The following is a 13,159-nucleotide window of genomic DNA, read 5'->3' as shown; positions in this document are numbered from 1 at the left end:
CTGTCGCTCCAAAACCCCCCGCCCTACCCGAGGCGCTCGGCCCGACGCAGCCACTTCGAAGACAGGCACCGAGGTTCCGCCACCGCAACGCAAAACGAGTTCAAGGTCACACCCGCAGCAGGGCGCAGAACATCGCGTCGGTGCCGTGGCGGTGCGGCCACAGCTGCACCCCGGGCCCGTCACCGAGGTCCGGCACGTCCGGGAAGTACGGGCGCGCGTCCAGCTGCGTGACGCCCGTTCGGCGCAGCACGTCGGCCACCACGCCCTCGGTCTCCGGCAGGTGCGGCGAGCACACCACGTACGCCACCACGCCTCCCGGCCGGGTCAGACCGATCGCCGACAGCAGCAGTTCGCGCTGCAACTTCGTCAGATCACCGACGTCCGAGGGCTGCCGCCGCCACCGCGCCTCCGGTCGGCGCCGCAGCGCCCCCAGCCCGGTGCACGGCGCGTCCACCAGCACCCGGTCGAAGCCGGGCGCCAGCCCTGGGTCGCGGCCGTCGGCCACGTGCACCGACACCGACAGGCCCCGGGTCGCCTTCCGCAGCAGGTCCGCGCGGTGCGGCGCCTGCTCCACCGCATCCAGCGCACCGCCGTCGAGGGTGACCAGGGCACCGAGCAGGTTGGCCTTCCCACCCGGCCCGGCGCACAGGTCCAGCCAGCGCAGATCCGAGCCTTCGACCTCGGGCCGGGTCAGCGCCAGCGACACCAGCTGGCTGCCTTCGTCCTGCACGGCGGCGAAGCCTTCGCGCACCGGCTCCAGGTCGCCGGGGTCACCGGCGCCCGCCTCCAGCCGCACCCCGTACGGCGAGTACGGTGCCGGGTCGCCGCCGGTGATGGCGGCGAGCTCGTCGGCGCTGATCTCGCCGGGGCGCGCGGTCAGGTGCACCGCCGGGCGGGCGTCGTCGGCGGCCAGCGCCGCTTCCAACTCCTCGATGCCGAGCGCATCGGCGAAGGCCTGCGCGATCCACTTCGGGTGGGCGTAGCGCATCGCGAGGTGCCCGACCGGGTCGTCGGCGCGCGCCGGGGCGACCTTTTCGACCCAGCCCTGTTCGTCGAGTTGCGTGGCACGGCGCAGCACGGCGTTGGCGAAACCGGCCAGCTTCGAACCGGATTCGAACCGCACGATGTCCACAGTGGATGCCACGGCGGCATGCGCCGGGATCCTGGTGCGCAGCAGCTGGTAGACCCCGAGCCGCAGCGCGTCGAGCAACTTCGGTTCCAGTTCGGCCAGCGGCCGGGTGCTGCAGTCACCGATGACGGCGTCCAGCAACCCCTGCGCCCGGCAGGCGCCGTAGGTGAGCTCGGTGGCCAGCGCGGCGTCCCGGCCGGTGATGCGGCGTTGCCTGAGCAGCGGCGGCAGCACGAGGTTGGCGTAGGCGTCGCGTTCCCGGACCGCGCGCAGCGTCTCCACCGCAGCGAGGCGGGCCGGGTCGACCTCCACCGGCCGCGTCGGGCCGGTTTTGCGTTGCGGCGGGCGGGATTTCGACGGCCGGGACGGTCCGCGGCGACGATCGTTCACTTGAGCCGTTCTCCTTGCTCGATGCGGGTTCCGCGCGCCCAGTCGGTGGCGGCCATCCGCTTCTTGCCCGCCGCCTGCACCTCGCTCAGCGCGACCGCCGAGGTGCCGGTGCCGACCAGCACGCGACGGCGCTGCACCTGGATCTCACCGGGCGGCAGTTCTTCATCCACAATGGACACCGGTCCGAGCTTGAACCGCTCGTCCCGCAGCAGCGCCCACGCACCGGGATCCGGGGTGACCGATCGGATCAACCGGTCCACCGCGACCGCCGGGGCGGTGAAGTCGACCCTGGCGTCCTCGACGGTGACCTTCGGGGCGAAGGTGACGCCGTCCGCGGGCTGCTCCTCGGCGCGCAGCGTGCCGTCCTCGATGCCGTCCAGGGTGGCGGTCAACAGCCCGGCGCCGGAGACGGCGAGCCGATCCAGCAGCTCACCGGCGGTGTCGGTGGCGCGCACCTGCTCGGTGACCACGCCGAAGACCGGCCCGGCGTCCAGCTCGGGCACCAGGCGGAAGGTGCTGGCCCCGGTGATCTCGTCGCCGTGCCGGATGGCCGCCTGCACCGGGGCGGCGCCGCGCCAGGCGGGCAGCAGCGAGAAGTGCAGGTTCACCCACCCGAACTTCGGAATGGCCAGTGCCTCCGCCCGCAGCAGCGCGCCGTAGGCCACCACCGGGCAGCAGTCCGGGGCCAGCTCGCCGAGCCGCCGCAGGAAGTCGGGGTCCGAGGCGCGCGCGGGCGTGAGCACCTCGATGCCGTGCTCGTCGGCGAGCGCGCCGACCGGGGAACGCAGCACCTTGCGGCCGCGTCCAGCCGGGGCGTCCGGCCGGGTGAGCACCGCGGCGACCTCGTGCCGGTCGGCGTCGAGCAGCGCCTGCAGCGCGGGCACCGCCGGGGCGGGAGTGCCCGCGAAGACCACGCGCATGTCAGCGCCCCCCGAACAGCGGATGCGGGCTTTCCTTGATCACCGGTGGGGCGCCGTCGAACCACTCCGCCTGGCGGATTTCGCGCAGCGCGGCCTTGCGGGTCTGCTCGTCCAGCCGGTCGACGAACAGCACGCCGTCGAGGTGATCGGTTTCGTGCTGGATGCACCGGGCGAGCAGATCGGTGCCCTCGACCTCGACGGGATCGCCGTGCATGTTCCAGCCGCGGGCCACCACGTGCCGGGCGCGCAGGCAGTCCCAGGACATACCGGGGATCGACAGGCAGCCTTCCTGGCCGAGCTGCTCCTCGTCGTCGACCGCGGTCCAGGTGGGGTTGATCAGGTGCCCGGCGAAGCCGTCGCAGTGGTAGGTGAACACCCGCAGACCGACGCCCAGCTGCGGGGCGGCCAGCCCGGCGCCGCCCTGGTCCTCCATGGTGTCCCACAGGTCCTGGACGAGGGTGCGCAATTCCTTGTCGAAGTCGACCACCTCGTCGGCCTTGGTGCGCAACACGGGGTCGCCGAAGAGTCTGATCGGCTGGACGGTCACATGAGCTCCCTTGGATGTCGACGACGGCGTTTGGCGACCCGACGAGTCTAGTCGTCACCCGGTTCAGGTCGCTGTCGCGCCAGTTCCGCCGAAATGGCCGATTCCGAGGACGCCAACAGCGCGATTCACTGGGAGCCCCCGAGGCACGGAGCAGGAATGTCAAGTACCGATCGGCTTCAGGCGTTGACCCACGGCGACTACCCAGGACTGTTCCAAGCGGCCGACACGGCGTCGCTGCACCAGCACCAAACCCACCTGCGGGCCTACCGCTGTCGGCTCGTGCTGATCGTGCTGGCCGCCGCGTTCGCGGCGTTCACCTTGCGCATCGGCGCGGCGGCGATCGACCTGTGGTCCACGACCAGCAAGACTGGTACGCGAGCCGGGCGCACCACCACCAGCGCAGCGCGCGGATCTGCCGGACCACGATGCTGGCGATGGAGGTGGTGGGCGTCGCCGGTGCGCTGGCCAAGGCCTCCGGCGTGGTCGACTTCCCCCTGGCGGGCATCGCGGCACCAGTGGCGCTGGCACTGGCCGCCTGGAACGCCACCCACCAGCACAACGCAACCGCCACCGCCTACCGCATGGCCTCCCGCGAACTGGCCCTGATCCGCACCACGCTCAACCAAGACCTCACCGAACAACAGTGGTCGACCGCGGTGGTAGACGCCGAAACAGTGATCAGCCGAGAACACACCAGATGGCACGCCAACCGCACCAGGTAGCACTCCGACACCGAACGAACGGGTAGGGGTGAGGGGCACCCGTGACCAAGTTACTGGGTCACGGGTGCCCCTCACCTCGATGCATCACCGCGGAGGCGCTGTTGGGGTCAGGGGATTGGGTGGACTACCGCTGCCGCGCCGCCGCCGCGGCGTTCGCGTTCCGCGGCGGCGACCCACCGGCCGTCGGGCAGCCGTTCCACACCGGTCGCGGTGCCGATTTCGGTGGTGGGCTTGAACTGGTGCCCGATGGCCCGCAGCTTCTCCGCCTCCGGCTGGGCCAGGAAGCCCGGCTCCGCATCGGTCTGCGCGGTGTTGCGCTGCGATGCCCGCGGCTCCGCGATGGCGTCCACAAGGGACATTCCGCGGTCCAACCGACCGGTGAGCACCTGCAGCACCGTGGTGATGATCGTCGCGCCGCCCGGACTTCCCACCGCCAGCAACGGCTTGCCGTCCTGCAGCACGATCACCGGGCTCATCGAACTGCGCGGGCGCTTGCTCGGTCCCGGCAGGTTCGGATCCGGCTCACCCGGGGTGACCGGGGTGAAGCTGAAGTCGGTCAGCTCGTTGTTGAGCAGGAATCCTCGGCCCGGCACCACCATGCCGCTGCCGCCGGTCTGCTCGATGGTCAGCGTGTAGGCAACCACGTCGCCCCAGCGGTCGGCCACCGTCAGGTGCGTGGTGTTGGGCCCCTCGTGCGGTTCGGCGCCACCGGAGGTGCGCGCCTGGCAGTCCTGCGGGGCGCGCGGATCACCGGCGGCGACCGGGGTCGGCAGCACCGCGTCGTCGGTGATCAAGCAGCCTCGGGAGTCCGCGAAGCGCTGGCTGAGCAGGTCCTCGGTGGGCACGTCGCTGAACGCCGGGTCGCCCACCCAGCGGTTGCGGTCCGCGAAGCCGATCTTGCTCGCCTCCAGGAAGCGGTGCAGGTACTGGGTCTTGTCGACGTGGGCGAGGTCGGTGGGCTCCAGGATGTTCAGCGCCTCGCCGACGGTCGTACCACCGGAGCTGACCGGCGCCATGCCGTAGATGTCGAGGCCCCGGTAGGTCATCTGGGTGGGCGCCTGCTCGATGGTGCGGTAGGCGCGCAGGTCACCGGTGCTCATGTCGCCGGGACGCACGTTGCGCTTCGCGGCCGGGTCGACCGGCGGGTGGTTCACCGCCTTGACGATGTCGGCGCCGATCTCGCCCTGGTAGAGCGTGCCGATGCCGTCCGTGGCCAAGGTGCGGTAGGTGTCGGCGAGGTCGGGGTTGCGCAGCACGCTGCCGACCTCGGGGAGTCGGCCGCCCGGCAGGAACAGGTCGCGGGTGGCCGGGAAGGCGCTGAAGCGCTCCTGGTTCTCCTGGGTCTGCTGGCGGAAGGTCTCGTCGACGACGAACCCGTTGCGGGCCAACTGCTCGGCCGGGCGCAGCACCTCGGCGAGGTCCCTGTTGCCCCACCGCCGCAACGCTTCCCGCCAGGTCATCGGGGTGCCGGGCACGCCGACACCGAGCCCGCTGGTGACCGCCTCGTCGAACGGGATGGGCTGGCCGTTCTCCAGGAACAGGCCCTCTCCGGCGGTCGCTGGCGCGGTCTCCCGCCCGTCGATCGTCTCGACCTCGCCGGTCTTGGCGTCGTAGTGCACGAAGAAACCGCCGCCACCGACACCGGCCGAGTACGGCTCGGTGACGCCCAGCGCCGCCGCCACCGCGACGGCCGCGTCCGCCGCGGTGCCGCCGCGCCTGAGCACGTCGATCCCGATCTGCGTGGCATCAGCATCGACGCTGGAAACCGCACCGCCGTAGCCGGTCGCCTCGGCCTGCTTGGGCGGCTGAGCCGGTGGACCACCTGGGCTCGCCTGCGCCATTGGCACGACCAGAGCGCACGACGCGAGCACGCCGATGGCGAGTCGAACGGGCCTGGCAACCATTGCCACCTCCAACGTCGACAACGCCGCATACTCTGCCCAGTCTGCGGGCCCAATACAACACTGGCACGGCAAGCACTTTCGAGATCCGGCGCGATTTCGCGAGATTTTGGCGTCCACCCGGGCGAACGCATGTTAGAGCTCGCGCGGATTGGGTGCAGCCGGGGGCGGTCGTCAGGCAAGCGGCGTGAGCCGCTTCCCACCTCGGGTGAGGTGGGCGATTTCGCGCGAAATCGCCGTCTCCCATGCGGGGCGGGTGGCGATTTCGCGCGAAAACGCCAAGTCTGCCACCCGCACCGCCACCCAAACCAACCCGCGCACTCTCTTGCTCGCGAAATCGCGCCCGGGTTCAGCTGGTGGGGCCGAGGGCCGCGTCGTGGTAGCGGCAGTTGGGCGCCCACAGCAGGAACGAAGTCATCCCGTTGTCCCGCGCGGCGTTGATCTGCGCCGCCACCTCCGCCGGGCCGTAGCTGACGCCGAGGCTGAAGTCCTGCAACCACGGGATGATCTGCACATCGGTGCCCTCGACGGCCTTGGCGAACGCCGCCAGCGACCGCGCCACGATGTCGTAGGGCTGCGCGTTGGGGTTGCCGACGCCGAACTCCCCGGGCCCCCAGTGCGACGGGTACACCATGGGCGAGATGTAGTCGACGAACTGCGAGATCTGCCGGATGTCCTGGGCGATCTCGGTCGGCCGGTCCACCGAGATGCCGAACACCGACGCACCCAGCAGCGCACCCCGCGACCGCACCTCGGGTTGGGTTTGCCGCAGGAAGTCGGCGATGGCGGCCTCCGGCGTGGTGGTCAGGCCGGGGATGCGCATCTGTTCCAGGTGCCCGTCCGGTCGGCGCACGTAGTCGTAGAGGATGTCGTCGAAGCCGAGCGCCGCGGCCTCGGCGGCGATGTCGATGTTGTACCGGGCCACCACGGGATCGGCGAAGTTGGTGAAGGCGTAGTCGCCATAGCCGCTGCTCCACGGCTGGCCACCGGCGGTTTGCACGACCCGCTCCGGGTGCCCGCCGTGCCAGGACGCCGCGCCCAGCACCGGGTCCTTGAAGGCGACCAGCCGACCGACCACCCGCACGCCCATGCCGTGCAGCTGGTCGAGCACCTGCCGCGCGTTGTAGTAGCCCTTGACCGCGCCGATCTGGTGCGCCATCGGCACCGCGGAGTCGTAGACGACTTCGCCGCTCTCGTCCTTGAGGTCCAGCTCGATGGTGTCGATCTTGCCCTGCCGGGCCATCTCCAGGACCGGTTCGCGCAGCGCGTCGCTGGTCCAGGCCAGCCCGGTCAGGTGCACCGCACGCATCCCCGGGTGTCTGATGTGGACGGTCATCATCCGCTCGACGTGGTTGCCCGCGGCGTCGGTGGCGACCACCTGGACCTCCCGGTCCGGTCGGTCGACCACCGCGCTGAACCCGCCCTGCGGATCCGGCGGCACCGGCTTTCCAGCCACCACGACCTGGGTGGCCCCGTGGACAGTGCCGGTTACCATCACCGGTTTGTTCGGCCCGTCCGGCCGCAGCGAGTCGTCTACCAGCAGCTCCGGCGGTGTGCTGTCCACTGTGAACGTTCGGGTGGTGGTGACCGAGCCGAGCCAGGACGGGTTGCGCGGCACCACCACGCGCAGTTCGTGCGGTCCGTCCGGCAATCCGGCCGCCTGCACCAGGTGCGCGTCCCGCTGCTGGACCGTCGGGGTCTCCCGACCGTCCACCAGCACCCGCACCCCATCGGCGGTACCGGCCCGGATCTGGATCGAGCCCACCGCGCTGGACGGAATGGGATGATCCGGTAACCCGGTGATCTGGATGTCCTCTGTGGACATTGGGCGCAACAACAGGGAGCCGAGGAGCAGCACCAAAGCGGCACCCACCCCGACCACGACCGACCTGGGAATATCGGCGAGCACCGCTTTGGCACGCGCCGTTCCAGATGCAGCATCCGTCATCGCTTTCGCCTCCCCGACTTCAGGCGAACTCGCGCGGCTGCACGAAATTCGTGCTTGATCAAGTTGGAAGTCGACCGCCATCGGCGACCGGCGCGTCCACCTTCCCAGCCTGTTCGGCGGAGATCAATTGGCCACTTGGAGTATCCCCAACCGCATGCTTGATCTCTAACCTTGGCGACGATGTTGCAAACAGTGCGCACCGGGCGCGCCGCCATCGCGGCGACGGCGATCGTCCTGCTCGCGATCTTCGCCGCCGGATGCAGCGCGGACACCGCCACCCCGGCCCAGCCAGACGCCGCAGCCGAACCGCCACCTCCGCCGCCGCCCCCACCGCTGCCATCGCCGGAGTCGGTAGGGGCCAACGAACTCGGTGATGTCCCGGTGCTCATGTACCACCGGATCACCGCCACCCCGACCAGCGTTTACGACCGCACGCCGGAGGATTTCCGGGCGGAGCTGCAACGGCTGGCCGCCGAGGACTACGTGCCGGTCACCGCCACCGAGTACGCCACCGGGCAGTTCGACATCCCGGCCGGGAAGCATCCGGTCGTGCTCACCTTCGACGACGGCTCGGCCACCCAGTTCACATTGGACGGTGCGGGCGAACCGGCGCCGGGCACCGGCACGCGCATCCTGCTCGACGTCGCCGCCGCGCATCCCGGATTCCGCCCGGTGGCCACGTTCTACGTGTTCAACCCGCCGTTCGAGGAGCCCACCGGTCGGCGCAGCCTCACCTGGTTGCACGAGCACGGCTTCGAGATCGGCAACCACACGCTCGACCACCCCAACCTCGGTCAGGTGTCGGATTCCGAGGCGCAGCAGCAGATCGCCGGGATGCAGCGGGTCATCACCGATGCCGTCGCGGGCCTGCAGGTGCAGTCGATCGCGCTGCCGCTGGGCGTGCACCCCGACAACGAGCGGCTGGCCGCGGACGGCTCGGCCGACGGGATCACGTACCACTACGGCAGCGTGATGCTGGTCGGTTCCAACCCGGCGCCGTCACCGTGGGCGGCGGACTTCGATCCGGCCAACGTGCCCCGGATCCGCTCCCAGGGGCCGACCGGCCAGGACGCGCAGTTCGGTTCCACGGCGTGGCTGGACAAGCTCGCCGCCGATCCGGCCCGCCGCTACACCTCCGACGGCGACCCGAACCGGATCTCCGCACCCAACGCCGCCGACCCCCAACCCGCACCCTCGGTCGGGTCGCGCCTCTACCGGTACTGAAAGTGGTCGTGGGTGGGAAAAACCGCGCCAAACCGGGGTTGCCCAACCACGACTGGAAACTCAGCCATTCGTCGCGGGTCAGCGCGTATTCGACGTCGCCGTGCTCGTCACCGTCGATGGGGCCCTCCGGCCACTCCTTGAAGAAGGTCCGCACGAAGCGCAGCCCGGCCTTCTGCATCACCCGCTGCGAGCCCCGGTTGACGGTCATGGTCTGCGCCCAGATCCGCCGCAACCCCAGCTCGGTGAATCCCTTGCGGATCAACGCCAGCGAACCCTCGGTCGCATATCCCTTGCCCCACGCGAACCGGTGCATCCGGTACCCGAGCTCGACTTCGTCGGGCGGCCCGTCATCGTCGGGCTGGAACTTGAACACCCCGACGAACCGGTCGGTCGCCTTCTCGATGACGGCCAACCTCCCCAGCCCGCCGAACCGCTGGTAGCCCGCCAGGTACCCGGGTATGAGCTCGTCCTCGATGTGCGCCCTGGTGGCCGGGACACCGCCGTTGATGAACCGCATGACCTCGGCATCGTTGTTGAGCGAGAACATCGCGTCAGCATCATCGGGCCCGAACTCCCGCAACACCAACCGCTCGGTCTCCAGGAACACCCGCGCCATCGAACCTCCTCACCGACTGCGATTCCAGCACACCCCGAAAGCCCGCAGCCGCCGAGCCGCCCCAGTGAACAAGACAACTGCCCAGCGACTGAAACGGTGCCGGGTCGCCCAAGGGCTACAGCATTTCCAGGGGGTCGAGGCGGACTTGGAGTTCGGCGGCTTTCCGGGCTGCTCGGACTGCTTGGGCCGCGTGCAGGGAGCTGGCCAGGGCTCGGCCATCGGACCGGTCGACGCGGACGATCAGGCGCTCTCGTTCGGAGTTGCCGTCCTCGTCGACCTCGCCCAGCGGGACCGGGCCGAGGATTTCCGCCGTCGCGGGCAGCTCCGCCGAGTCCAGCAGCGCTTCGATGGCCTCCGGGGTGCCGTCCACGGCCGCGACGCGGCGGGCCGGTGGGAACCCGAGTTCGGTGCGTTCGGCGAGTTCCTGGGCGGCGAACCAGGCCGGGTCCCAGCGCACCAGGGCCTGCACCGGTTGCAGCGCCGAGTCGGCCATGACCACCACTCGCCCGCCGTCCTGGGCGGGCCGGACCAGCGCGGCTGCGGCGAACCACAGCCGCAGCGCCGTTTCGGCCGCGCGCAGTTCCGGGCGGGCCAGCAGGGTGCGGCCATCCAGCAGCAGCGCCGCGCCGTAGCCGCCGTCGGCGACCGGCTCGGCACCGGGCGTGCACACGATCAGCGCCGGTTTCGCGGGCACCGTCGCCAGGACTTCGCCAGCACCGGAGGTCCGCACCGAGACGTTGCTGAACGCCCGCCCCAGCTCCTCGGCGGTGCGACCAGCGCCGATGGCCACCGCGCGCAGCCGACGCGAACCGCAGGAGGTGCACTTGAACGCCGCTTCGGCGGCGCCGCACCAGCTGCACGCCGCTGGCTTGGGCGAACCGCCTTCGGTGCCGCCCGGCAGCGCCAGCGGTCCGGCGCAGCGGCGGCACCGCGCCCGCTCCCGGCAGTCGCCGCAGGCCAACGCGGGCACGTATCCGCGCCGCGGTACCTGCACCAGCACCGGTACTCCCGCGCCGAGGGCGGCGCGCGCCGCTTCGAAGGCCACCGACGGCAACCGCGCGGCGCGCGCCGCCGGGTCGCGGGCCAGCTGCGTGTCGTCCTCGCCGATCGCGGTCACTCGCGGCGCGGCCGCCCGCACCTGCGTGCGGTGCGCGACGAGCTCGTTCGCCCAGCCGGACTCGGCGAGCAAGGCGGCCTCGGCGGTGCGGGCGAATCCGCCGACGATCAGTGCCGCGCCCGCCGCGTGGGCGCGTTGGGTCAGCACGTCGCGGGTGTGCGGGTAGGGCACCTGCGGGTAGCTGTGCAGGTCGTCACCGTCGTCCCACACCGCCGCGAAACCCAGGTCGTGCACCGGCGCGAACATCGCCGCGCGGGTCCCGATCACCACGCGGGCCGCGCCGCGCAGCACGGCCAGCCAGCGGCGGTAGCGCTCGGACGGGGCGAGTTCCGCGGCGAGGGCTACCACGCCGTCCGGGCCGAGCAAGCCGGTGCAGGCGGTGTGCAGCCGTTGCAGGTCGCGGTGATCGGGGACGACGACCAAGGCGCCGCGTCCGGCCGCCGCGGCGGTAGCGGCGGCCTCAGCTAGCCGGGTCGGCCAGTCCTCGCCGGGCAGGGCCTGCCAGACCGCTCGTGCCGGGCGGCCCGCGTGCACCGCGTCCAGGAAGGACGTTCCGTGCTGGTAGCGGGCCCATGCCTCGGTGGCCGGGCGTGGCGGCAGGGGTTCGGGCTCGCGGGGTGCCGACTTCTCCGCCCCGGCGTGTCTGGGCGGGACCGCCAAGCGCACCACGTCGGCGAGCATCCCGCCGTAGCGGGTGGCCACCGAGCGGGCGAGGTCCAGCAGCTCCGGGGTCAGCACGGGTTCCGGGGACGGGACGCGTTCGAGCCAGGACAGGGCGCCCTGGAAGTCGGAGGTCTCGTTGCGCTCCAACAGGTAGCCGTCGACCAGCTTGCCGCGGAAGCGCACCCGCACCCGGCAGCCCGGCACCGCGTCGGCGTCCAGCCGGTCGGGCACCAGGTAGTCGAAGGGTCGGTCCAGGTGCACCGGCAGCGGGACGTCGACCAGCACGCGGGCCACCGGTCGGTTCGCCGCCGCAGTCCGCGCTGCCTTCGCCCCCTTCCGCCGCTGGGGTTTCGCACCTGCCATGCCCCTTCTCTACCAGAGCACCCGGACCGGACCGTCAACAGCACGTCAGAACCGGTGCACCGGGCGTCAGGACAGCGCCCGGACATCGCCTCCCGCGAGCCGCGAGGCGTAGGCCTGTTCTCATCAACTCCCGAGTACTGAGGAAGTCATCGTGACTCTCGCCGAACTACTCCCCACCTTCCGCCACAGCCTGCCGAAGAAGCTGGACGGTTCGACCTGGCCGGACAGCGCGGTGGCGATGCCGTCCGGCGACGTCACGATCGGTGGCGTCTCGCTCACCGAACTCGCCGACCGGTTCGGCACCCCCGGCTACGTGCTCGACGTGTCGACCATCCGCGAGCGGTGCCGCACCTACCGCGCGCTGGACGCCGAGATCGCCTTCGCGGGCAAGGCCTTCCTGTGCCGTCGGATGGCGGGACTGCTCGCCGAGGAGGGCTTGTCGCTGGACGTCTGCTCCGCCGGGGAGCTCGCCACAGCCCTGGCCGCTGGTTTCCCCGCCGAGCGGATCCTGTTGCACGGCAACGCGAAAACCGACCGGGAGCTGCGCACCGCCGCCAACGCCGGGGTCGGGCGGGTGGTGATCGACTCGCTGGCGGAGATCGATCGGCTGGTCGGCGCGCAGGACGTCCTGATCCGGGTCACGCCGGGCATCGACGGGCACACCCACCGCGCGGTAGCCACCGGCGTGGAGGACCAGAAGTTCGGGCTTTCGCTGGCCGGTGGCCAGGCCGCGGCGGCGGTGGCGCGGGTGTTGCAGCGGCCGGAGCTGCGGCTGGTGGGTCTGCACTGCCACCTGGGCTCGCAGATCGCCGAGGTGGCCGGTTACGAGGAGGCGGTGCGGCGGCTGGTGGCGTTCATGGCCGAGATCGCGGTGCGCCACGGTGTCACGTTGCCGCAGCTCAACCTCGGTGGCGGGCATGCGGTCGCCTACCGGCCCGGCGACGCCGAGTTCGACCTGCCGGGCTTCGCCGCGCGGATTCCGCGCGTGCTGCACTACGAATGCCGCAAGCACGGACTCGTCGTGCCGCGGCTGACGCTGGAGCCGGGCCGGGCCATCGCGGCTCGCGCCGGGGTGACGCTGTACCGGGTCGTCACGGTGAAGCACGGCAGCACCCGGACTTTCGTCGCGGTGGACGGCGGGTTCAGCGACAACCCGCGGCCCGCGCTGTACGACTCCCGCTACGCGGTGCGGTTGATCGGTCGGGTCGGCGATGCGCGGGAGCGCGCGATGAGCGTGGTCGGGCGGCACTGCGAGGCCGGTGACGTGCTGATCCCGGATGCGATGCTGCCCTGCGACATCCGGGTCGGTGACCTGTTGGCGGTGCCGTGCACCGGTGCCTACCACCACTCGATGGCCTCGACCTACAACATGGTGTGCCGCCCTCCGGTGGTGGCGATCGCCGACGGTGCGGCCGAGCTGTGGATCCGCCGCGAGACCGAAACCGACCTGCTCCGCCGCGACGTGGCCTAACCGCGGTCGCAACCACGAAACCCACTCGGAACAAACCACATTCCGTTACGCACAAAGCGACGAGGACGAGGTGAGGGGCACCTGTGACCAACTTACTTGGTCACAGGTGCCCCTCACCCCTCACCTGAATGGGGTCGTGAGTGCGAAA

General features: G+C 71.2%; 9 protein-coding genes and 2 pseudogenes. 4 read left to right on the top strand and 7 right to left on the bottom strand.

Going from position 1 to position 13,159, the window contains the following annotated elements; translation table 11 throughout:
- Window positions 1–106: 106 nt before the first annotated feature.
- Genes ACTWQN_RS37780 through def form a run of 3 tightly spaced genes read right to left on the bottom strand, consistent with a single transcriptional unit; the run spans window position 107 to window position 2,986 of the window.
- On the bottom strand, window positions 107–1,519 hold the full coding sequence (locus ACTWQN_RS37780) for an RsmB/NOP family class I SAM-dependent RNA methyltransferase (RefSeq protein WP_443208486.1): 1,413 nt from the start codon (window positions 1,517–1,519) through the stop codon (window positions 107–109).
- Window positions 1,516–2,439: a methionyl-tRNA formyltransferase gene (fmt, locus tag ACTWQN_RS37775; RefSeq protein WP_443208485.1), complete on the bottom strand. Its 924-nt coding sequence runs from the start codon at window positions 2,437–2,439 to the stop codon at window positions 1,516–1,518. The genes ACTWQN_RS37780 and fmt overlap by 4 nt, the downstream gene beginning before the upstream one ends.
- A 1-nt stretch (window position 2,440) precedes the next feature.
- Entirely contained in the window at window positions 2,441–2,986 is a 546-nt protein-coding gene (gene def / locus ACTWQN_RS37770; protein ID WP_443208484.1) for a peptide deformylase, read from the bottom strand.
- A 93-nt stretch (window positions 2,987–3,079) separates the two neighbouring features.
- On the opposite strand from def, the pseudogene ACTWQN_RS37765 reads away from it, so the two are divergent.
- Both ACTWQN_RS37765 and ACTWQN_RS37760 read left to right on the top strand, forming a co-directional pair.
- Window positions 3,080–3,286: pseudogene (locus ACTWQN_RS37765) on the top strand (hypothetical protein); the annotation flags it as partial.
- Window positions 3,287–3,333: 47 nt separating this feature from the next.
- Window positions 3,334–3,708: an SLATT domain-containing protein gene (locus ACTWQN_RS37760; protein WP_443208483.1), complete on the top strand. Its 375-nt coding sequence runs from the start codon at window positions 3,334–3,336 to the stop codon at window positions 3,706–3,708.
- 107 nt (window positions 3,709–3,815) lie between these two features.
- On the opposite strand, the gene ggt is transcribed toward ACTWQN_RS37760, so the two are convergent.
- Together ggt and ACTWQN_RS37750 are read right to left on the bottom strand one after the other, a co-directional pair.
- Complete coding sequence (gene ggt, locus ACTWQN_RS37755; RefSeq protein ID WP_443208482.1) at window positions 3,816–5,612, bottom strand: gamma-glutamyltransferase; 1,797 nt, start codon at window positions 5,610–5,612, stop codon at window positions 3,816–3,818.
- A gap of 346 nt (window positions 5,613–5,958) precedes the next feature.
- On the bottom strand, window positions 5,959–7,557 hold the full coding sequence (locus ACTWQN_RS37750) for a putative glycoside hydrolase (protein ID WP_443208481.1): 1,599 nt from the start codon (window positions 7,555–7,557) through the stop codon (window positions 5,959–5,961).
- A gap of 180 nt (window positions 7,558–7,737) precedes the next feature.
- On the opposite strand from ACTWQN_RS37750, the gene ACTWQN_RS37745 reads away from it, so the two are divergent.
- On the top strand, window positions 7,738–8,781 hold the full coding sequence (locus ACTWQN_RS37745) for a polysaccharide deacetylase family protein (RefSeq protein WP_443208480.1): 1,044 nt from the start codon (window positions 7,738–7,740) through the stop codon (window positions 8,779–8,781).
- 169 nt (window positions 8,782–8,950) lie between these two features.
- Here ACTWQN_RS37745 and ACTWQN_RS37740 read toward each other — a convergent pair.
- A pseudogene (locus ACTWQN_RS37740) lies at window positions 8,951–9,397 on the bottom strand (GNAT family N-acetyltransferase); the annotation flags it as partial.
- 115 nt (window positions 9,398–9,512) lie between these two features.
- Entirely contained in the window at window positions 9,513–11,540 is a 2,028-nt protein-coding gene (locus ACTWQN_RS37735; RefSeq protein ID WP_443208479.1) for a primosomal protein N', read from the bottom strand.
- A gap of 151 nt (window positions 11,541–11,691) precedes the next feature.
- Between ACTWQN_RS37735 and lysA the strand changes: the two genes are divergently transcribed.
- On the top strand, window positions 11,692–13,011 hold the full coding sequence (gene lysA, locus ACTWQN_RS37730) for a diaminopimelate decarboxylase (RefSeq protein ID WP_443208478.1): 1,320 nt from the start codon (window positions 11,692–11,694) through the stop codon (window positions 13,009–13,011).
- Window positions 13,012–13,159: the final 148 nt, after the last annotated feature.

The sequence above is a fragment of the Saccharopolyspora antiqui genome, from assembly GCF_052246905.1.
Classification (GTDB): Bacteria; Actinomycetota; Actinomycetes; order Mycobacteriales; family Pseudonocardiaceae; genus Saccharopolyspora.
The sequence above is the reverse complement of the archived record's forward strand: the minus strand, read 5'-3'. Positions and strand labels throughout refer to the sequence as shown.